Annotated in this window: 17 protein-coding genes and 2 pseudogenes; 7 read left to right on the forward strand and 12 right to left on the reverse strand. The window is 36.8% G+C overall.

The window, feature by feature from the left end:
* Window positions 1-307: 307 nt before the first annotated feature.
* The 12 genes and pseudogenes from GON26_RS01440 to nirK all read right to left on the reverse strand — a co-directional run bounded on the left by GON26_RS01440 (window position 308) and on the right by nirK (window position 14,323).
* Window positions 308-2,725 (reverse strand): heavy metal translocating P-type ATPase, encoded by a 2,418-nt coding sequence (locus GON26_RS01440; protein ID WP_160372952.1) that lies wholly within the window; start codon window positions 2,723-2,725, stop codon window positions 308-310.
* Window positions 2,726-2,812: 87 nt separating this feature from the next.
* Window positions 2,813-3,371: pseudogene (locus tag GON26_RS01445) on the reverse strand (helix-turn-helix domain-containing protein).
* A gap of 51 nt (window positions 3,372-3,422) precedes the next feature.
* Entirely contained in the window at window positions 3,423-3,677 is a 255-nt protein-coding gene (locus GON26_RS01450) for a DUF6755 family protein (protein WP_082577852.1), read from the reverse strand.
* Window positions 3,678-3,696: 19 nt separating this feature from the next.
* Window positions 3,697-4,215 carry a Rieske (2Fe-2S) protein gene (locus GON26_RS01455; RefSeq protein WP_160372953.1) on the reverse strand — a complete coding sequence of 173 codons (519 nt, stop codon included), beginning with the start codon at window positions 4,213-4,215 and terminating at the stop codon, window positions 3,697-3,699.
* Window positions 4,216-4,220: 5 nt separating this feature from the next.
* Window positions 4,221-4,790, reverse strand: coding sequence for a 4Fe-4S dicluster domain-containing protein (locus tag GON26_RS01460; RefSeq protein WP_056205550.1), 570 nt, complete (start codon window positions 4,788-4,790; stop codon window positions 4,221-4,223).
* Between the two features lie 17 nt (window positions 4,791-4,807).
* Entirely contained in the window at window positions 4,808-7,024 is a 2,217-nt protein-coding gene (locus tag GON26_RS01465; protein ID WP_160372954.1) for a molybdopterin oxidoreductase family protein, read from the reverse strand.
* A 75-nt stretch (window positions 7,025-7,099) separates the two neighbouring features.
* The gene (locus tag GON26_RS01470; protein ID WP_056205554.1) at window positions 7,100-8,149 is read right to left on the reverse strand and encodes a hypothetical protein; all 1,050 of its coding nucleotides are present in this window, start codon (window positions 8,147-8,149) and stop codon (window positions 7,100-7,102) included.
* Window positions 8,150-8,407: 258 nt separating this feature from the next.
* The gene (locus GON26_RS01475) at window positions 8,408-9,889 is read right to left on the reverse strand and encodes an MFS transporter (protein WP_160372955.1); all 1,482 of its coding nucleotides are present in this window, start codon (window positions 9,887-9,889) and stop codon (window positions 8,408-8,410) included.
* A 243-nt stretch (window positions 9,890-10,132) separates the two neighbouring features.
* Complete coding sequence (locus GON26_RS01480; protein ID WP_160372956.1) at window positions 10,133-11,410, reverse strand: alginate export family protein; 1,278 nt, start codon at window positions 11,408-11,410, stop codon at window positions 10,133-10,135.
* A 23-nt stretch (window positions 11,411-11,433) separates the two neighbouring features.
* Complete coding sequence (locus tag GON26_RS01485; protein WP_160372957.1) at window positions 11,434-12,021, reverse strand: SCO family protein; 588 nt, start codon at window positions 12,019-12,021, stop codon at window positions 11,434-11,436.
* Between the two features lie 24 nt (window positions 12,022-12,045).
* A complete protein-coding gene (locus GON26_RS01490; protein ID WP_230407880.1) occupies window positions 12,046-12,744 on the reverse strand; it encodes a formylglycine-generating enzyme family protein in 699 nt (232 codons plus the stop codon).
* 94 nt (window positions 12,745-12,838) lie between these two features.
* Window positions 12,839-14,323, reverse strand: a complete 1,485-nt coding sequence (nirK, locus tag GON26_RS01495; RefSeq protein WP_160372959.1) for a copper-containing nitrite reductase — start codon at window positions 14,321-14,323, stop codon at window positions 12,839-12,841.
* A 372-nt stretch (window positions 14,324-14,695) separates the two neighbouring features.
* On the opposite strand from nirK, the gene ric reads away from it, so the two are divergent.
* The 7 genes and pseudogenes from ric to GON26_RS01535 all read left to right on the forward strand — a co-directional run bounded on the left by ric (window position 14,696) and on the right by GON26_RS01535 (window position 21,116).
* Window positions 14,696-15,424 carry an iron-sulfur cluster repair di-iron protein gene (gene ric, locus GON26_RS01500; RefSeq protein ID WP_160372960.1) on the forward strand — a complete coding sequence of 243 codons (729 nt, stop codon included), beginning with the start codon at window positions 14,696-14,698 and terminating at the stop codon, window positions 15,422-15,424.
* Window positions 15,425-15,457: 33 nt separating this feature from the next.
* Window positions 15,458-17,779: pseudogene (locus GON26_RS01505) on the forward strand (ribonucleoside triphosphate reductase).
* The gene (locus GON26_RS01515; protein WP_160372962.1) at window positions 17,763-18,452 is read left to right on the forward strand and encodes an anaerobic ribonucleoside-triphosphate reductase activating protein; all 690 of its coding nucleotides are present in this window, start codon (window positions 17,763-17,765) and stop codon (window positions 18,450-18,452) included. Before GON26_RS01505 ends, GON26_RS01515 begins: the two are co-directional and overlap by 17 nt.
* 35 nt (window positions 18,453-18,487) lie before the next feature.
* Window positions 18,488-18,952 carry a hemerythrin domain-containing protein gene (locus GON26_RS01520; RefSeq protein ID WP_160372963.1) on the forward strand — a complete coding sequence of 155 codons (465 nt, stop codon included), beginning with the start codon at window positions 18,488-18,490 and terminating at the stop codon, window positions 18,950-18,952.
* Window positions 18,953-18,963: 11 nt separating this feature from the next.
* On the forward strand, window positions 18,964-19,410 hold the full coding sequence (locus tag GON26_RS01525) for a hypothetical protein (protein WP_160372964.1): 447 nt from the start codon (window positions 18,964-18,966) through the stop codon (window positions 19,408-19,410).
* A gap of 48 nt (window positions 19,411-19,458) precedes the next feature.
* Window positions 19,459-20,670: a hypothetical protein gene (locus tag GON26_RS01530; protein WP_160372965.1), complete on the forward strand. Its 1,212-nt coding sequence runs from the start codon at window positions 19,459-19,461 to the stop codon at window positions 20,668-20,670.
* Entirely contained in the window at window positions 20,667-21,116 is a 450-nt protein-coding gene (locus tag GON26_RS01535; protein WP_160372966.1) for a CopD family protein, read from the forward strand. The genes GON26_RS01530 and GON26_RS01535 overlap by 4 nt, the downstream gene beginning before the upstream one ends.
* The last annotated feature ends 23 nt before the right edge of the window (window positions 21,117-21,139 follow it).

Here is a 21,139-nt window from a genome sequence, read left to right on the forward strand (position 1 = left end):
AGACAGAAACTACATATAGTAAGCCAATTTCTTCAAATCATCCAAAAAAGATGTTGTAATTTGTCCCGTCGAGGTCACAAACAAGCCAAATGGCGTCAATTGAAGACAATTGACGCCATTTTTTTTATAATCTCACTTTATTTTTATCAGTTTAAAGATCCGGGCTCCTCAGCAGCCAATTGATATTTGTTTAATTGAAGATTATTATTCTCCATTTTTTACTTTTTTAGAAAGTTATTTATAAATACAAATTTCGGTATGATGCCCCATGTATTGTTTTATTTATTGATTTGTGAGATTTACTGTTTTACTTTTTCCATTTTAAACGCAAGCTGTTACTTACCACACTTATACTGCTGAATGCCATTGCAGCGCCTGCAATCATAGGGTTAAGCAAAAAGCCGTTTATCGGATAGAGAATGCCCGCTGCAATGGGAATACCAATCAGATTATAGACAAATGTCCAAAACAGATTTTGTTTTATGGTAGCTACTGTCTGTTTGGATAATCTTATTGCCTGTGGAATTTTGGTAAGATCCGATGATATAATGGTCATCTTGGCTACATCCATTGCAATATCACTTCCTTTACCCATTGCTATACTAACATCGGCAGTTGCAAGGGCGGTACTGTCATTGATTCCATCGCCCACCATTGCAACGATTTTTCCTTGTTGCTGGAGTTCTTTTATAAAAGCGGCTTTATGCTGGGGCAGCACCTCTGCCTTATAATGTCTGATACCTGTTTGCTCAGCAATGGCTTTCGCAGTGGCTTCATTATCTCCGGTAAGCATATAAAGGTCAATGCCCATAGCCTGCATTTCCTGGATAGCCTGTGCTGATTTTTCTTTTATATTGTCAGATATTGCAATTACAGCAAGAGCTTGTCTGCTGTTTGAAAACCAAATAACAGTTTTGGACTGGCTGCCCCATTCTTCAGCCTGGATTTGTAATTGGTCATCAGTAATGATATTGTTTTCTGCCAATAACTTTTTATTGCCCACATAATAGGTGTCATTGTCATGGCCGGCTTTTGCACCTTTACCGGTTATACTTTCAAAACCGGACAATGTGGGTGTCGGTAAGCCGTCAAAATGTTTCACTACGGCTTCTGCCAATGGGTGCTCCGATTGTTTTTCAATGCTCATTAAAACATTGCTGGCTGCATCATCATTGTTCAGCCATTTGAAACCCGTAACCTCTGGCCGCCCCTCAGTAATGGTTCCGGTTTTGTCTAAAACAATAGCGTCAACTTTCTTTGCCAGTTCAAGGCTTTCAGCATCTTTAATCAGGATGCCATTCTCAGCACCTTTACCAACACCTACCATAATAGCGGTTGGTGTTGCTAAACCCAAGGCACAGGGACAGGCGATAACCAATACCGTAACGGCTGCGAGCAATCCATGTACCACTCCGTTATCGCCATCCAAAACAAACCACAACATAAATGTCAGGATGGCAATTCCTATCACAACAGGAACAAATATACCGGCAATCTTATCTACCAATTTCTGTACAGGTGCTTTGTTTCCCTGCGCATCCTGTACGGTTTTGATAATTTGGGCAAGCATCGTTTCTTTTCCTACTTTAACGGCCTTAAATTGAAAGCTCCCTTTTTGGTTAATCGTTCCAGCAAATACTTTTTCACTTCCTTTTTTTAGTACTGGTATCGGCTCGCCGCTAAGCATACTCTCATCAACATAGGAACTCCCTGAGGTTACTATACCATCCACTGCAATTTTTTCGCCCGGCTTTACAAGAATAACGTCACCTGTAGCTACCTCTTCAATAGCAGTCTGTTTTTGGGTTCCGTCCGGTAGTATCACGATGACGGTTTTGGACTGTAGGCCCATCAGCTTTTTAATTGCTGAAGAGGTATTCCCTTTGGCTTTTTCTTCCAGTAATTTTCCCAGCAGAATGAATGCAATAATAACAGACGCCGCTTCAAAATAAACATGGGCGTGTAATCCGCGCCTGTGCCAAAATTCAGGCAGCAACATATTGAATACACTGAACAGATATGCAATGCCTGTACTGAGTGCCACCAGTGTATCCATATTGGCTGAACGGTGTATAGCTTGTTTCCATGCATTGATGAAAAAATCTTTGCCTAACCATAAGACAACAGGTGTAGAAAACAGCCACATTATAGGGTCTGCGTAGGGCATATTCATAAAGAACATCCCAATAACAACCACAGGAGAAGACAGGATAGTTGCCCAAATGGTTTTGATTTTTAGATTCTGGAATTTTTGAGCATGGATTACTTCTAAAGTTTCCTGCTGTTTGGTTTCATCCTCAATCAATAAATCGTAACCGATAGATTGTACCGCTTTTTGCAGTTTGGCCGCATCGGTCATATTGGGCAGGTATTCAACGGTAAGATTACCCGTTGCAAAATTTACAGCAGCGCTTACCACTCCTGGCTCGTATGTAACAATGCTCTCGGCACTGCCCGCGCAAGAGGCGCACGTCATGCCCAATACTGGAAACGTGTTTTTTACGGTCGAAACGCCATACCCCAAGTCCTTGATTGCTTTGATCGCTTCCGCTACCGCTTGTGTGTTGTCAACCGTGATAACAGCCCTGCGGTTGTTCAGCTCTACCTGGTGTGTTTCTATGCTTTTCAATCGTGCCAGTCCCTTTTCAACGATGAGTGCACAATGTTCGCTTTCTACATCTTCCAAGGTAAGATAAATGACTTGCTTCTTTTTATCTGTTGCCATTTTTTTTTGCTTTAATTAACAATACAAAATTGGGATAATATGGGTGGGAAGCGTTGTGGAATTATGAAATGGATTTGTAAGATTTACTTAGACCTTATCCGATGGTTTTCTTTTATCCTCCCGTCTTTGCTTGAAATAGCTCGGAGTAAGCCCGGTTACCTTTTTGAACTGGTTGCTTAGATAAGCAACACTGGAGTAATTAAGGTGAAATGCAATTTCACTGAGGGACAATTCGTCATAAACCAATAGTTCTTTTATCTTTTCTATTTTTTGGGCGATGAAGTACTTTTCAATGGTGGTGTCTTGCGCTTCGGAAAACAGGTTGGACAAATAATTGTAATCATGTTGAAGTTTGTCGCTTAATACATCGGAAAGATTGGTTTTTACACCTTTTTTTTGATGATGTACTAAATCAATAATTATATTTTTATTCTTTCTACAGTTCTGTTTCTCTTATCGTCAATGATTTCAAATCCTAATGTAAGCAGCGTTTTTCCAATTTAAATAATTCTTGAGTCGTAGGTTCGCTGCTAAGTGTAATCTCCCCCAGCTTTATGCTCTTTAGGTTTAAGCCTAACTTTCCCAATTCATTCTGCACCACCATAATACAGCGGTCACAAACCATATTTTTTATAATAAGCACCATCACTTTGCTTCACATCTAAAGAAAACATTAATTTGAAACTCTAAAATAAATTTATAACCGTTTATTCTTCAAATTTCCAATTGGTAAGTAATAAAGCAAACCGATTCCTATCAGAAATAATATCAATGAAGCTATAAATGCAGGAATAAGGATTTCTTTATTATTATCCAAAGCATTGTTCAAGGCGGCATATAATAACCAAATTTGAATAGTCACATTTAGTATTAATATAAAAATAATAGTAGAAAGTATCGCGTTTAATTTATTTGGATTGGCTTGATTCTGACTAGTTCTAAAAGTACTCATGGTTTTTTATTTTAGGGATTTATCCTGGTTTCTCTTCCAGATTCTCTGATGCTCTTACATAAATGGCATTCTCTTTAAAAAGCACTTCCAATTTAGGCAAAGCTCTGGGCGGGGGCCCAGCGATAACATCTCCGGTTTGAGCGTCAAAAGAACCTTCGTGACAAGGACAATGAATAACTCCCGTGCCAGGCTTATAAAAAACAGAGCAGGAAAGATGGGTGCATTTTTGTTCATACGCTTTGAATTCTCCCGTCTCCAGATGAATCAATATATAAGGGATTGTACTTCCTTCGATAACAAAAGCACGTGTACCCCCTACAGGCACCTCTTCTTTTTTACATACAAAGTGCTCTCCATCCAGCTCATCTTTTGGAAATAGGTGCGCTTTGGCTGCCACCAGACCACTCCCAACCATTAACCCGCCTGATACTAGTGTAAGGAATTTAGCAAAATCGCGACGGCTCACATTGGTTGCCTGTTGTTTTTCGATTGGAAAATCTTTTTTCCAGTTTTTATTTAAATTATCTTCTTTAGACATGAATTCTAATAAATTATTAATTGATTACTGCCTTTTGGCATCATAATATTAACTTTTGTATTCACTACCTCTTCTCCAAAAAGGAAAGTATTTACTGGCGAACTATTTGGACGCATTTCCTGTATTTCCTCTCTGGTGCCGTAAAACAAAGCCCCACTTGGACAAACCGTAGCACACATAGGTTTTTTGCCCACGCTTGTTCTGTCGTAGCACATCGTACATTTCATCATCAAATCGTAGGACTCTTCTTTTTTAGGCACGCCAAATGGACAGGCCATCACACAATTCGAACAACCAATACATCTTTCCGTATTGGCAGTATGAACAATTCCGAATTCGTCTTTTGAAATAGCATCAGCAGGACATACATTTGCACAAACAGGATCGTCACAATGCATACACACCTGTACAGTAGTTTGCACAGTTGATGCCCTATCGACATAATTTACGTGAATTAAAGATTCCTGACCATTGGTTTCGCATTCAGCACAAGCCATTTCGCAGGCTTTACAGCCAATGCAACGTTGCATATCTACAAAAAACTCTTCATTTTTATTAAAATTGGTATAATTCATTTTTTGTTTTTTAGTTGTTAAACACTAGCGTAAGCCATAGATTCGCTCGAAGGTGGTGCTATTTCACGCAAAGGTTCCAGATGACAGGCACAAACTTTGAATTCCGGAATTTTAGAAATAGGATCTAATGTTCCGGGAGTTAATTGGTTTGCTGATTTTTTTCCAGACCAGTGGTACGGTATAAAAACCGTGTCTTCGCGAATCGTTTCTACAATGTTTGCAGGAAAAATGCCTTCACCACGCCGGGTAGTAACTTTTATTAATTCCCTTTGTTTGATGCCGTATTGTTGGGCTAAATTTGGATGAATTTCCAATAAAGGCTCCGGATACTGATCAACCAATTTTCCAATTCTTCGTGTTTGTGTACCACTCAAATATTGAGAAACCACACGTCCTGTCGTCAAAATTATTGGATAATCGGCATCTGGCACCTCACCTGGAACTTTGTACGGTGCCGGATTAAAATGAGCCCTTTCATCTGAGGTTTTAAATTTTTTATCTTCCCATAAACGCGGTGTTCCCGGATGTCCTATTTCAGGACAAGGCCAAAAAACACCCATTTCGTCTTCAATTCTTTGGTAGGTAATTCCATAATAATCAGCAGTTCCTCCTTTTGAGGCTACCCGCAATTCGTTAAAAACGGCTTCGCTGCTATCATACGTAAATTTATCCTCCACCCCTAAGCGTTTGGCTAATTCCAAAATAATCGAAGTATCGGTTCTGGCATCTCCCGGAGGAGTAACTGCCTGACGGATTCGGATAACACGCCCTTCGGCTGAAGTGGTTGTACCTTCTTCTTCCTCCTGTAATGATCCTGCCAAAACAATATCGGCATGACGGGCCGTTTCGTTTAAGAAAAAGTCAATACAAACATAAAATTCTAACTTTTCTAAAGCCTCCCGAACATAATTGCTGTTAGGCAGGGAAACTAGCGGATTAAAACAAATCGATAATAGCCCTTTAATCTCCCCACGATGAATGGCTTCGATTATTTCATAAGCCGACAACCCTTTTCCGGGCATATCTTTCTCATTAATACCCCAAACTTCTGAAATATATTTACGATGTTCCGGATTTTCAATATCCCTATTTCCTGGCAGCTGATCGCATTTATGACCGTGCTCTCTACCGCCTTGCCCATTTCCCTGTCCGGTAATAGTGGCATAACCGCAATATGGCTTACCAATTCTTCCTGTTGCGAGTACCAAATTAATGCATCCCAACACATTATCTACGCCTTTAGAATGATGCTCAATACCACGGGCATGAAGTAAAAAGCTTGTTTTGGCTCTGCCCCATAATTCGGCTGCCTGTTGAATTTTTTCTTTTTTAATCCCTGTAACTTGCTCTGCCCATTCCAGGGTATAATCTTTTACGGAATCTATAGTCTGCTGAAAACCTGAGGTATGGTTGGCAATAAAATCGTGATCCAGCATGTCATGATCCACCAAATATTTCAGCATTGCACCATACAAAGCCGAATCTGTTCCCGGGCGGACATCCAAATGAAGATCGGCTGTTCTGGCTAATGGAATCATTCTTGGGTCAATAACTATCAATTTTGCACCACGGTCTCTGGCTTTCCAAATCCAGTGGGTTAATGTTGGGAAAGTTTCACTAACATTGGCACCAGCCACAATAATTACTTCCGCATATTCCAGATCCGAATAGTTATTAGAGCCCCGGTCCAGACCAAATGCTTTTTTATTTCCTGCTCCTGCACTTACCATACACAAGCGTCCATTATAATCTAAATTTTTTGTTTTTAGAGCGACACGGGCGAACTTACCCATCAAATAACTTTTTTCATTGGTTAGCGAAACACCCGAAAGGACTGAGAAGGCATCGTTTCCATATTGCGCCTGAATCCTTTTAATTTCAGAAACTGTTTTACCCATCGCATCATCCCAGGACGTTGGTACAAATCCTTGCCCTTCTACTCTTTTTAGCGGGGACAAGAGACGGTCCGGATGATTGTTCTGTAAATAGCGCTGGACCCCTTTAGGGCACAAACGCCCTTCGTTGAACGGAAATTCCATCCAGGGTTCAAAACCTACTACTTTGTTGTCTTTAACCGACAATTGAATACCACACTGCATTCCACAAAAACAACAATGTGTTTTTACCAATTCATCTGGCTCATCCCTGCCCTCATAACCATCTTTCGGTGTGTAGTTTTTATGAGGTCCAAATTGCGTGATAATGTTTTGTTCCGAAACAGGTAATTTTGCCATGTTTTATATTTTTTAACCGATGCGATAAAAAAATCACCAGTGTTGTTTTTAATTTTCAATTCAACTAAAAAAAAATTAGCCAAATAAATTTCCGCCTTCCAGTCGTGCTTTTAAGTGGGCTTGTGCCAAACGGGATCTTTTACCTTCAGGGCTTAAATCTAAATGCGATGTTCCATCCGGTCTGTCAAAATTGAAACCTAATTCCTTAGTTACTGTTTTAAGATCTTTTATATGCAAATTGGTAGCGAATTCCTCTCCGGTGTGCTCACAAACTGCCATTCCCATTTTCATTCCCTGCTTTTTATATATATGTGCCCCAATTTGTGCCGGACGCTGAATGATATGAAAAAACTTTCCAAACGGAATCCAGATTAAAAACATAATTACCGTTACTGCATGCAGAACAGCTAGGAAATCAAATGCAAAACCTTTCATAAACTGATAGGAATAGGTTAGCCCCAATCCTGTAGCGGAAATAGCAATTAATAAAATTAGGGGTAATAAATCGCCTTCAAAAGTTTGAGTAGCAATTAAACCAGGATTGGTCAAACGTCTTCTTAAGTAGTATAACGAACCGAAAATAACCAAGTAAGAAGACCAGTTCAGGGCATGAAAGGTTAGGAAGGCCATAATGGAACCCAATTTAAATTCCATGACCTTGAAACCGAAAAAATGTGCTTCGTAAACCGATATTGAATCGGGGGCCATAGTAAAATGAATCCATCCAAAAGTCAATGGAATCGTAATTAAAAAAGCGGAAGTACAGCCTATGGCAATCATAAAATGCGCCATCCACCGATATTTGCCCCGGGGATAAATAAATTTCTGAAAAGCAATATTTTCAATTGTTTCTTTTGAAGCAAACCAAAAGTGAGAAAACACTTTTCCCGTAAACAAGTAACTTACTCCTCTTTTGAAATAAATCCACGTTGGCGGCCTTTGCAGCCAAACAGAATAACGGTATACAATACCAAAAAAAGCAAATACTGTCCCAAATAAATACGTAATTAATGCCGCATCAAAATTTTGCAGTTTTCTGGATCCATAAAATACTAATATGATCATTAGCACGGACATGGAAGCGGCAATTAGTAAAGCCTTTATATTGTAGTTTCTATTTTTCATTTTAAATTATCATTACTTCAAGTCACTTTTAAACACTAATTATTAAAGAATAACTGTTAATTTACAAATTACAATCCGAACCAAATACATGAAATAGGTTTCATTTTCTGACTATTTATAAAAACAGCTTTTAAAAATGTTGTACTACTAAAGAGGTTAATTTACAAAAAAAAAGCAAGAGGCTAATCGATTGCAAGATCAATTGATTAATTTCGTTCTAATTTATAATAAAAATTAATAATATTTTATATTCATTGGCTATTCTGAAACATCTTTTCTATCCATATCCTGAGCAAATTCAGGTAGTTTTTCTTTAGTCACTTTTACAATTACACGGTGCATCCAAATCAAACAAATAATAGATAAGACAAAGATAAAGAGCCATGAACTGGTCCAAAAACCAGTAAAAGCAAGCAGGTATCCAAAAACTATTGGACCAATAAATCCTCCCAAACCACCAATCATTCCAACCATTCCTCCTATAACCCCTACCTGATTTGGAAAATATTCAGGAATGTGTTTGTAAACTGCTGCCGAACCAATTCCCCAACAAGTCCCAATTAAAATAACCAAGACAAGATAAACCCACATATTCGCTTCAAAATGAATTTGCGTGATTCCGTCTGCAATTAATTCTTTTTTCTGAACTTTTTGATTTTCTGCTACAACAACTTCCTGCCATGTTTTTTTAGATGGAAAAAACGGATTGTGCTCTGCATTAACATCTTTTGAAGTAACTAAATATTCTTTTTCTCCAATAACTATTTTAGATGGTGAAACTTGTGTAACCGTTCCTGCTTTTGCTGCCATCAAGCCGCTACCGGAAGTAGTAATATTCATTTTTGGAAACAAAAGTAAAAAACTCAACACTACCGAAGTACTCAATACCCAATACATCACTTTTCTTGCTCCAAATTTATCGGATAAAAATCCTCCAAAAGCACGAATAATACCAGCTGGTAAACTAAAACAAGTAGTAAACAGCCCTCCTAAAATTAAAGTTGTATGATAAACATTCATAAAATTAGGCAACAACCATTGGGAAAATGACACAAACGAACCAAACAGCAAAAAGTAATAGGTTCCAAAGCGCCAAACACGCACCTCTTTAAGCGGTTGTAAAAGTTCTTTAACTGTTTTTGCTTTTGCTTCTATTTTTTTAGTTTTCGAAAAAAGAATAAAAACAATACCCATCGTCAACAATACTACACCGTAAATAACAGGCAAAAATTTCCACCCATTTACTGGATCTGACTCTGAAAAGTATTTTAGCATACTGGGTGCTATAAAGGGAGTAATAGAAGCTCCTGCAGTACCCATTCCGAAAATTCCTAAGGCACGTCCTTGCCATTCTTTAGGATACCATAGTGAAGTATAGGCCACACCAACAGCAAAACTTGTTCCTACCATTCCGAACATAAAACTCAATAGTGCGAACATCCAAAAATTGGCAGCAAAAGGAAGCAAAAACAATGGAATAGATGCCAAAATCAGCAAAGCAGAATACACCACTCGACCTCCATATTTATCTGTTAAAATACCCATTGGTAACCGCATGAGCGAGCCTGTAAGTATTGGAATTCCCAATAACCATCCGATTTGAACTACATTCCAATCAAATATTTCCTGGTCAACTAAAAAAGTGACTAAAACACCATTTAAAGTCCAACAAGCAAAACAGACTGCAAAAGCAAGTGTGTTTAAAAATAATATTCTGTGTGATTGTGATAAATTGCTCATACTTACTTTAATTAATTCTTAAACAAAGATAAAATAGTCCGTAATCCTAAAACATGATATAAATCATTTATTGTTTTCAAGTCAAAATAACCAGAAAATAAAGATGAAATTAATAAAAATAAGCTATAAAACCCAGTATTTCACAAAATGAAAAAAAACAAATACTAATCCAATCAGCCCATTGGGGTTATGCAAAACTTTCTAGAATATAGCATTTTAGACAGCTTTCAAGTGAATTAAAAATTATTTTTTATGCGAAAAAATCTGAGGATTTACATTAATCATTACCCACGCCCAATTGTTAACGTGATCAACGTGGCCATCTTTCAATCTTTGCATGGTATCGGTAGCAAACATTTGGGAATAACCTCCCGTTACATTCACAAATTTATGCGCTGAATAGCCAAATGTAAAATCGATTTCCGTACCAAGATAGTTCTTCATTTCATTTCCATTAGCATCCAAAACGGTATTCGCAGTATTAAAAGCATGGGGAAATAACGCAAATTGCCATTTGTTGACATTGTATGCAAATTTCAAAAAAGCATCCTTTAAACCAACCGAATTTTTATGATTTCCCACATAGAAATAATCCATATATCCATTAAAGGCATGATTGGTTCCAAAAACAGGATGAAAGGATTTTATTGCTGAACTAGTATTTTCCTGGCTCTTTCCGGAAAGATATTCGTATCCAAAACCAGCTTTAAACTTATCGGTCAGGTCATAATTAAAATTAAGAGCTACGTCAAAAGCATTTACTGTATTAGTTGCATTTTTTCCTGTTTGCCCATAAAACCATAAGTCTACATCCCAGGATTTCCCTTTGGTTTTCCAATACGTTCCAAAAGTCTGCATGTAATCTACTTTCAATTCGGGTGTTGGTGTTGGAACTGGATCTGTTAATTTATTTTCATAACCTGTATTTAAAAACAAGAAACTCATATTTATTTTCAATAACTCAGTATGGTACCAAGCATATTGCATCGATTTGTAATTTAGCACGGTATAAGGTGTTGTAAGTTCGGTTTCAGCATTTGCATTATATGCAATCGCTACATCCAGATGATTTTTGTTACTTTTAAAAGTTGCTATCGCAGCATCGTGACTTTGCGCTTGTTGTGCCCAATCGACTTCACCAAAAATGCGTTGATTGTCATACGAAATCACCTGACGGCCTAAACGCGCACTCCATTTTTCACTAAAGTTATATTGCACCCAGGCTTCATATAACTGAATCCCGTTTACATCTGATTTGGTATTTGTGGGCACATCTCCCCAAACACGAACATTTTGCATAGTAAGTCTGGTAATAAATTGATCTTGCCTGAAGTTCAGATTCAAACGAGTTCTGGATGAAACAAATTGAGCTGCCGTTTCTCCATAAGGAATTGGGGCTTTATAGCCATTTCTAAACTCATAACGAGGTCTGATCTGTAAATTTGCATCCAGTTCCTGAGCAAAAGCAATACAGCTGAACACTGGTAAAAGTGTTATAACAATAATTTTCAAGATTTTCATTTTGTAAGTTTTAAGAAAGAAGTTTACTCTATCTTTTCAGCTTCTTCAGTAATTTTTTTAATCGTTGCTTCAGAATTTACACCCAAACCTTCTTGCTGAAATGTTAATTCCCCTTCGGCATTAAAAACACTTATTATGTTAGAATGCGAAAAATCTAAAGGAGCAATTTTCTTGTAGTTGACTGCCAAAACCGCTGCAAACTCTCGGGTATTTTCTTCTGTGGATCTCAAAAATTCCCATTGTTCCCCATCCATTTTATTAGCAATAGCAAATTCTTTTAATCGTGCCGGAGTATCAACTTCCGGATCTATGCTTACCAATAGGAACTTTACATCGGGTTTGATGTTCTCAGACAAACGAGATTCTATATTTCGCATATCGGCCACTAGTCTGGGACAAGCTGCCTTGCAGGAAGTATAAATCATTACCATAACGAGCACTTTGCCTTTTAAATCCTTCATTTCAAGATTTTGCCCATTTTGATTGGTCCATTTTGAAGGCAGATTGTATATGGATAAATCTGAAATCGGTTTATCTTCGGATTTTTTATTAGTATTACATCCCTGTAAAACTAAAAGGACTAATGTTAATCCCAGGAACAGTTTTTTCATTTTTTTATATAAATAGTTTAGAACCTATTTTAAATCTTTGGCACAGCGAAAACCTAAGTTTTTGGTGGTATAATTTGCTTTCAGGCTGCTTCTGAAAGCATAGCGCATAAAAGCCGCATAATCCATTAAATCGGTGGCATTTACGGATCCGCTGCCGCAAAAAAGATTTTTATCTGTAGCTTTATCTTTTCTGGACTCGCCAGAAAGAAAGATACTATTGAAATCGCCTGTCCATTCCCACACCAAACCGTGCATGTCATAAACGCCCCAGTAATTCCTGAAGGTTTGACCTACAGGGTTTAAATAGGTTTTTGGCTTCTCATACCACGACAAAATGTATTTATTGAATTCTTTTTTAGAACGTGCATCAATACGTTTTTCATCGGCCATGGCTACATATTCCCATTCGTCCATTGTTGGCAGTCTTTTGCCTTGACATTCGCAATATTTTTTGGCAGCAAACCAGGAAACATTGGTAACCGGGGCATTGTTTAAATTCTTTAAACCATAATCGAAATCACTTGTCCATTGTGCCAGATAACTTTTATCTGCAAAAATACCTTTGATTTTAGAACGACTATACTCTGGGTATTTTTTGATAAAAGCAAGAAATTGTATATTGGTAACTGGATACACATCAATAGTAAAAGAAGGTATGTTGACCGGTTTTTCAGAAGTAGCACCATAAAGGGGCACAAAACTACCGCCCTTTATGGATGCCATTTTTTCTTGTTGAGCAAAAAGAGAACTTACACAGAATATAAATAGGATTGATATTGTTTTAAATACTGCCATCTGTTACTTTTTTTGATTTATTCTAATGTTCCTGGGCTACTTTTGGAGCAGGTTTGGCTCTAACAGCTTTTACTTTTGCCGGAGTTATTACTGTTTTATTATTGCCCCAACTGTTGTATATGTATGTCAGAACATCAGCAGCTTGCTCGTCAGTTAGGTTCTGACTGGTCATCACGTTATTGAATTTCTTGCCATTAACGGTGATCTCTCCACTTAATCCGTGCAATACCGCGCCAATAGCTCTATCTGGATTCGCATTCAGGTAATCTGATTTTGCCAATGGAGGAAAAGCATTCGGAATACCTTGCCCTTCAGATTGGTGACAGGCATAACAGGTACGGTCAAATAAATCTTTACCGGCTTTAATTTGTTCAGGAACAGTTTTTGCAACAGTAGTTTTAGGAACTGCTTTGCCTTTTGGCATACCTTGAATTGTCCCACCTTCTGGTAAATAAATTCCATCTTGTATGGTTCCAGAATACAATTTTTTATTTTCCTCGCCTTCAACTTTCAGCATTCCAAGTGCTCCTTTATTAAAGGCTCTAAAAATCGAGTGGTCTACCAGTATAAAAGTTCCCGGAACATCTACTTTAAACTCCACAATGGCCGAACCACCTGCAGGTATTAAGGTAGTTTGTACGTTTTCGTTGATCATATCCCCTCCTTCAATATGCACTTTGTCGAAAATTTCTCCAATAACATGGAAAGATGACACCAAATTAGGACCTCCATTCCCCATATAAATACGGACAGTTTCACCAACTTTGGCCGTTAAAGACTTATCTCCGGCGAGAGCTCCAACTTTCCCATTGAAGACCACATAATCAGCTTGTTCCTTAATGGCTTTATCCATATCAAAAGGTTGAGAACCTTGTTCCCCATAACTGCCCTTGGTGTAAAAATCACCTTGCATGATGTAATATTCTTTATCAACTGGTGGCAAGCCTCCTTCTGGTTCAACCAAAATCAACCCATACATTCCGTTAGCAATATGCATTCCAACTGGTGCTGTAGCACAATGATACACGTATAAACCGGGATTTAAGGTTTTGAAACTAAACACTTTTTCGTGACCTGGGGCAACCAACGATGAGGTTGCTCCTCCTCCTGGCCCGGTTACCGCGTGTAAATCAATATTGTGAGGCATTTTGTTATCCGGATGGTTTTTTAGGTGAAATTCTACTTCATCACCCACTCTGGTTCTGATAAAACTTCCGGGAACAGAACCCCCAAAAGTCCAATAGATATATTTTACACCATCTACCATTTCTCCTTCAATTTCCTTAATTTCCATATTGACCACTAATTTTGTAGCTTCACGGTCTCCTACTGCTTTCGGAACAAACGGAGGCGCCGTGAGTTCGGCAGTTTGCTGCCCTTTGGCCTCAATATTTTGATAATTTTTTGCTTCATCGCTTCCTCTTTTGCAAGAAAAAAATCCGACTAAAACAAGCAACATTATAAAAAACCCCCTTATTTGTCTGTTTAATTTAACACTGGTTTTCATATTATTTTGGTTTGAAATTTATAGTGTAAAAATAAAGGATAAAAATATCCTTTATTATGATATTTGTCATATTCACTATTTTTAAAAAACTCCAAAAGAAAAGATATTTACAGCTGACTATTTTCCTTTAAAAATAAAAATGGTTAAGGTCACTTTAAAAAAATATTTAAAAAAATGCAGTCTTATGATTTAAATCATATTCTGCATTTTATAATTATACGAATTTTACAATATCAAATAATACATTAAATAATAATAAGACAACTGGATAACAAAATAAATGATGAAGTGTGTTTAATTAAAAGACAAAATACTCTTTTATTAAGATCATCATCGTTTAATCATTTACAAATTATAATCTAAATAAAAATTATGGAAACTTTAGAACAAATTACAATCGGAGAATACGTGGCAAAAGATTTTAGAACAGCAGCCTTGTTCTCAAAATACGGAATAGATTTTTGCTGTAACGGAAACAGAAGCATTGAAGAAGCCTGCCAGAAAAAAGCAGTGACTGCAGATGTTTTATTACAGGAAATTGAAACAGTTCTATCATCAAAAAGCGATTCAGGAATTGATTACAATGCCTGGCCGATTGATTTATTGGCTGATTATATTGAAAAAAAGCATCACAGATATGTATCAGAAAAAACACCAATACTGCTGCAGTTTTTAGATAAGCTCAGCAGAGTGCATGGCGCAAAACATCCTGAACTATTATTAATAAATGAGCTTTTTAAAGGCTGCGCAGGAGAATTGGCACAACATATGAAAAAAGAAGAGCTGATTTTGTTCCCATTTATAAAAAAAATGGTTCATGCTACTCTATCTGATGAATTAATTGAGCTGCCTCATTTTGAAACCATTCAAAATCCAATTGCTATGATGATGCACGAGCACGACGCCGAAGGTGTCCGTTTTAGAAAAATAGCAGAATTAACTAACAATTATACACCGCCAGCCGATGGCTGTAATACTTATAAAGTTACGTTTGCAATGCTAGAAGAATTTGAGCAGGATTTGCATAAACACATTCATTTGGAGAATAATATTTTATTTCCAAAAGCTGCCAAACTTGAAAAAGACTTTACAGCTCAATAATAAGTAGCTTTCAATCACTAAGAACCAACAACTATGGAAAATTATGTCATCAAAAGAAATGGAAAGTATCAGCCATTTGAAAGTTATAAGATCAAAGATGCAATTGAAAAAAATTTTCAGAGTGTCTCTATAGCTGTTGATGAAAGTGTTTTTGAAAGTGTGGCTATACAACTCGAAAACAAAGAAGTATGGTCTGTTGAAGAAATTCAGGATGTAATCGAAAAAAAATTATTCGATAAAAACCATTTTGATGCCATGCGCTCCTTTATGCTATACCGACACACCAGAAAGCTGCAACGCGAACATCTTGAAGGATTGAATGATGACACAACTTATGTCGACAGCACCCAAACGATTGAAGAATACATACAACAAACAGATTGGCGGATCAACGCCAACGCCAACACCTCTTATTCGAACGCAGGATTGGTTAGCAATGTAGCAGGAAAAGTTATCGCAAATTATTGGCTGGATAAAGTGTATTCTAAAGAAGAAGGCTATGCACACCGCAATGGTGATATTCACATTCACGATTTGGATTGCCTCACGGGCTATTGTGCGGGTTGGAGTTTGCGTGTATTGTTAAATGAAGGTTTCAATGGAGTCAGAGGCCGGGTGGAAAGCAAACCGCCATCTCATTTTAGGGAAGCTTTAGGACAGATGGCAAATTTTCTGGGGATTTTGCAAAGCGAATGGGCAGGTGCACAAGCCTTTAGTTCTTTTGACACCTATTTGGCTCCTTATGTATTCAAAGACGATCTCCTTTATGATGACGTTTTAAAAGCGGTACGAAGTTTTGTGTACAACCTGAATGTTCCCGCACGCTGGGGACAATCTCCCTTTACTAATATCACTTTAGACTGGGTTGTTCCTGACGATTTAAAAGCACAAATTCCGACTAAAAATGATTGTCATATTTTTGAAAAGAACAATAGTACAGACCTATTGACAAGGGCTAAAAGCAGAGGAGTTTCTGAAGTTACTAATTTACGATACGAGCATTTTCAAAAAGAAATGAATCTAATCAATAAAGCGTATTATACCGTAATGACAGAAGGTGATGCCAATGGGCAGCCCTTTACCTTCCCTATTCCAACGGTTAATATTACCGAAGAATTTGACTGGGATGGAGAGAACACAAACCTGCTTTTTGAAAACACAGCGAAAATTGGTTCTTCTTATTTTCAAAATTTCATTGGAAGCCAATATGTTTTGGACGAAAATGGCAATCAAATAGAAAATGAAAATGCCTACAAGCCCAATGCTGTTCGCAGTATGTGCTGCCGTTTGCAACTCGATTTGCGCGAACTACTAAAACGTGGAAACGGACTTTTTGGAAGCGCTGAAATGACAGGAAGTATTGGCGTGGTAACTATTAATATGGCTCGTTTAGGTTATTTATTCAAAGGAAACAAAGCAGCTTTATTTCAACAATTGGACAAGCTTTTATTGATTTCCAAATCAACTTTAGAGAAAAAAAGAACTTTTATTCAGGGAATGTACGATCGTGGATTGTATCCCTACACCAAACGGTATTTACAACATTTCAGAAATCACTTTTCAACTATTGGTGTAAACGGAATGAACGAAATGATACAGAATTTTACCCATAATGAAGACGACATAACTTCTGAAACTGGTATTGAACTTGCTTCTGAAATTCTGGAACACATCCGGGACAGAATGAAGCAGTATCAGGAAGAAACTGGAAATCTTTATAATTTAGAAGCCACTCCGGCAGAAGGAACCACATACCGATTTGCCAAAGAGGATAAAAAACGTTTTGACGATATTATTCAGGCGGGAGCAGAAAAAAATATTTACTACACAAATAGTTCCCAAATCCCTGTAGATTTTACCCAGGATCCATTTGAAGCTTTGATGCTTCAGGACCAATTGCAATGCAAATACACAGGAGGAACCGTTTTGCATTTGTATATGAGCGAAAGAATAAGCTCACCTGAAGCTTGCAAAAATTTTGTAAAAAAAGTGATTACTAATTTTAAATTGCCTTACATCACAGTAACACCTGTATTTAGTGTTTGCCCTGTTCATGGCTATCTAAACGGAGAGCATGAATATTGCCCAAAATGCGATGAAATTATCATTGAAGAAAAAACAAAGCTTATAGAGATTTGAAAAAACCACACCGCAAATTTTACACAATTCATAACTAAAAAAACAGCAAATATGAAACTAACAACCAACGCGATTTTAGAACAAAATCAAGAAGTTCGCACCAAATGCCTGGTGTACACAAGAGTAATGGGCTACCACAGACCCGTAGAAAGTTTTAATATCGGAAAAAAAGGTGAACACAAACAGCGAACCCATTTCAATGAAGCAAAATGTTAGTGCCCCTATTTACAGTATTACACCGTTTACTTTATTAGATTATCCGCACCAATCAGCTTGCATTTTTTGGTTTTCAGGCTGTAATATGCGGTGTTTGTATTGCTATAATCCAGAAATTGTATACGGAAAAGGACGTATTACTTTTGATAAAGCACTTCAATTCCTCAAAAGCAGGGTTAATCTATTGGACGCCGTAGTTTTTAGCGGAGGTGAATGTCTGTTACATAAAAAGGCTGTTTCGTTTATTACAGAAGTCAAAAAAATGGGTTTTTTGATCAAAATTGACACCAATGGATCACGGCCGCATATATTGGAAGAACTGATTCAAAAAGAACTCATTAATTATGTAGCACTTGATTTTAAAGCAATGCCTGCGAAATTTGCAAAGATAACCCAATCAAAACTTTTCATTCCCTTTGCAAAATCATTACTTTTATTGCTTCATCATACAGTACCTTTTGAAGTTCGTACAACAGTGCACTCTGATTTATTAAACAAAAGAGATATTCAGGAAATGGTGTTTTTTCTGGAAAATTTGGGATATTCAGGAAATTATTACATTCAGCATTTTATTAATGGATCCTCGACAATAGAAAAACTTGGGCATTCTTTTAAAGAATTGGAAAACCAAAATATTGGTACAGAGAAAATTAAAATTCATTTTAGAGGATAGTAATTTATTTTTTTAAATCAATCAATTTTAAGCAAATGAAATCAACTACTCCCATCAAAAGAGCTCCGGAATTAAGGCCTTTAAGCCACGACCACCATCATGGTCTGCTGCTTTGCTGGAAAATTAAAACTGGAATGGCGAAAAATATTGACCTGCAGCGCATCAAAAAATACGTCGATTGGTTTTATGAAATTTATTTAAAGACGCACTTTGAGCTGGAGGAAAAATACGTTTTCACGATCTTAGAAGCAGATAACGCGCTCATTGAGCAGGCTTTGAAAGAACACAGAACGTTAAACGATTTATTTGAAAGTACTTCAGATCTGGAAATAAATTTAAAAAGAATCGAAAAAGATTTAGACTCTCATATCCGTTTTGAAGAGCGTGTTTTATTTGCTGAAATTCAAAAAGCAGCCACAAAAGAACAATTAAAAAAAATAGAAGAAATACATTCAAAGGAAGCTTTTATAGAAAATGAAGATGCTGATTTTTGGAGCTAAAATTTAACAAAATGAAAAAAATAAAACTAGTATTATTTTTATTGGCCATTGTATCTATCGGATCATGCCAAAAAAACAAAGAAGATCAAACATCTAAAGAAGCAAATGAAATAAATTCAGTTTCGGAAAAAAATACCGAAACAGCCGCGGAAGTGAGCCTGAACAAAGGACAATTATGGGAAGCCAACCCAGAAACTACTGAAGGGATTACTACTTTACAAAAAATAATTCTGGAATCAGGCGAAGAAGAAAGCGCATTGATTTTGAAAGAGAAAATGAAATCTGAATTTGCCATGATTTTTAAAAAATGTACAATGAAAGGTGAAGCACACAATCAGTTACACAACTATTTGATTCCGTTAAAATTAAAAATCGATAATCTTGAGGATTCCAATAAAGCTGAAATTAAAAAAGAGATCCAGGCTCATTTAGAGCAATATAAGCTTTTTTTCATTTAAAGCATGAACACACTTTTAAGCATCAAGAATTAAATCCTTTATAAAATCATGAAGAAGAGTTGGTTACTCTGTACTTTTTCTAATTTTTTCATCGCTTCACTGATGGGACTGTTGCTGCGATGGATGTATGTTGCACCGATCGCCGGAGTCAATTTTCAGTTTTTAATGCACGGCCATTCACACGTGGCGATGTTAGGCTGGGTCTATATGATGTTGTACTGTTTGATTTTTCATTTTTTTGTTCCAAAAGAAAAACAGCAAAAACCCATCTACAACCAATTATATTGGACAACAGAACTGGCTGTAGTCGGAATGATGATTGATTTTCCGGCGCAAGGATACGCTTTTGCTTCTATTCTTTTTTCGACTTTGCATATTTTTTGCAGCTACTATTTTTGTTATTTAATTATAAAGGATGCCAATCCTACAACTCTGGCTGAAAAAAAGCTGCTTCGTACGGCTTTGTTTTTCATGATTTTTTCTACTTTGGGTGTCTGGTGCCTTGGTCCCGCAGTTTCATTGTTAGGTAAAGCAAGCGCTTTTTATCAAATTGCGATTCAGTTTTTTCTTCATTTTCAATTTAATGGCTGGTTCCTGTTTGCCACTTTGGCTTTGTTTTTCAAACAGGCAAAACTTATTATTGAAGCTAAAAAATTCAGGATATTTTATAATTTATTTGTTGCTTCTACTTTTTTAACATTGGCTTTGCCGGTAAGCTGGTATTTGCCTAACCCGGTTTTTTATTGGTTAAATGCTCTTGGAGTAATGCTTCAGCTATATGCTGCGGTACTTTTTATACAATTTATCCGCCCGCAGTTTCAGTCCTTTTTTGCTATTTTACCAACGATCATAAAAATAGTTTATGGTTTTGCTTTGTTTTCATTGGCTTTAAAAGTCGTTATTCAACTGGTGGTTTTGTTTCCGGAATTGGCACAGGTATCCCATCAGATTCGTAATTTTGTCATTGGATACATTCACTTGACTATGTTGGGAATTATTACAGGTTTCCTGTTTGGATTTGCATTACAAAATGATTTTTTAAATTCGAGAAACCGTATTCAAACATGGGGAATCGCAATTTTTTTATTCGGATTTTTTACAACTGAAATTCTTTTGTTTCTTCAGGGCATTTGGTTTTTCTTGGGTAAAGGTAGTTTACCGAATTATTATCAAAATCTATTCTTATCCAGTATTTTTATGCCAGCAGGCCTTATAATGCTATCTGTTAAAATTGTGAAACTAAAACCTAAAACTATATGAGCCACCATTTATTGTTAATCATCCATCTTTTGAGTGCCACCATTTGGGTTGGTGGTCATTTGTTGCTTGTCTTTGGTTTTTTGCCACAAGCATTAAAAGAAAAAAATCAGAATATAATTCTCGATTATGAAAGAAAGTATGAACCTGTTGGCATGACTGCTCTCGTTTTGCTGGTCATTACCGGAATTTTAATGGCCTATAAATATGGTGTTAACATCGAATATTGGTTTCAGTTCGAGACACCTATAGAAAAAGTTGTTTCAACAAAATTAGCTCTTTTATTATTGACGGTTCTTTTTGCTTTGAGTGCTCAATTTAGAGTGCTGCCAAAACTTGAAAAAAATGCTGAGAAGTTACCTGAAATGACCTTTCATATTCTATTGGTTACCATAATTGGGGTTTTGATGGTTGTTTTTGGATCTTTTGTGCGTTATGGCGGGCTTTGATTTATATGATTTATACATTACAA

This window comes from Flavobacterium hydrocarbonoxydans (genome assembly GCF_009789235.1).
Classification (GTDB): domain Bacteria; phylum Bacteroidota; class Bacteroidia; order Flavobacteriales; family Flavobacteriaceae; genus Flavobacterium; species Flavobacterium hydrocarbonoxydans.

What these genes read in the sequence shown, in the direction of transcription:
- GON26_RS01440 (WP_160372952.1), bottom strand. Translation starts at nt 2,725, where the DNA reads ATGGCAACAGATAAAAAGAAGCAAGTCATTTATCTTACCTTGGAAGAT.
- GON26_RS01450 (WP_082577852.1), bottom strand. Translation starts at nt 3,677, where the DNA reads ATGAGTACTTTTAGAACTAGTCAGAATCAAGCCAATCCAAATAAATTA.
- GON26_RS01455 (WP_160372953.1), bottom strand. Translation starts at nt 4,215, where the DNA reads ATGTCTAAAGAAGATAATTTAAATAAAAACTGGAAAAAAGATTTTCCA.
- GON26_RS01460 (WP_056205550.1), bottom strand. Translation starts at nt 4,790, where the DNA reads ATGAATTATACCAATTTTAATAAAAATGAAGAGTTTTTTGTAGATATG.
- GON26_RS01465 (WP_160372954.1), bottom strand. Translation starts at nt 7,024, where the DNA reads ATGGCAAAATTACCTGTTTCGGAACAAAACATTATCACGCAATTTGGA.
- GON26_RS01470 (WP_056205554.1), bottom strand. Translation starts at nt 8,149, where the DNA reads ATGAAAAATAGAAACTACAATATAAAGGCTTTACTAATTGCCGCTTCC.
- GON26_RS01475 (WP_160372955.1), bottom strand. Translation starts at nt 9,889, where the DNA reads ATGAGCAATTTATCACAATCACACAGAATATTATTTTTAAACACACTT.
- GON26_RS01480 (WP_160372956.1), bottom strand. Translation starts at nt 11,410, where the DNA reads ATGAAAATCTTGAAAATTATTGTTATAACACTTTTACCAGTGTTCAGC.
- GON26_RS01485 (WP_160372957.1), bottom strand. Translation starts at nt 12,021, where the DNA reads ATGAAAAAACTGTTCCTGGGATTAACATTAGTCCTTTTAGTTTTACAG.
- GON26_RS01490 (WP_230407880.1), bottom strand. Translation starts at nt 12,744, where the DNA reads ATGGCATCCATAAAGGGCGGTAGTTTTGTGCCCCTTTATGGTGCTACT.
- nirK (WP_160372959.1), bottom strand. Translation starts at nt 14,323, where the DNA reads ATGAAAACCAGTGTTAAATTAAACAGACAAATAAGGGGGTTTTTTATA.
- ric (WP_160372960.1), top strand. Translation starts at nt 14,696, where the DNA reads ATGGAAACTTTAGAACAAATTACAATCGGAGAATACGTGGCAAAAGAT.
- GON26_RS01515 (WP_160372962.1), top strand. Translation starts at nt 17,763, where the DNA reads ATGAAGCAAAATGTTAGTGCCCCTATTTACAGTATTACACCGTTTACT.
- GON26_RS01520 (WP_160372963.1), top strand. Translation starts at nt 18,488, where the DNA reads ATGAAATCAACTACTCCCATCAAAAGAGCTCCGGAATTAAGGCCTTTA.
- GON26_RS01525 (WP_160372964.1), top strand. Translation starts at nt 18,964, where the DNA reads ATGAAAAAAATAAAACTAGTATTATTTTTATTGGCCATTGTATCTATC.
- GON26_RS01530 (WP_160372965.1), top strand. Translation starts at nt 19,459, where the DNA reads ATGAAGAAGAGTTGGTTACTCTGTACTTTTTCTAATTTTTTCATCGCT.
- GON26_RS01535 (WP_160372966.1), top strand. Translation starts at nt 20,667, where the DNA reads ATGAGCCACCATTTATTGTTAATCATCCATCTTTTGAGTGCCACCATT.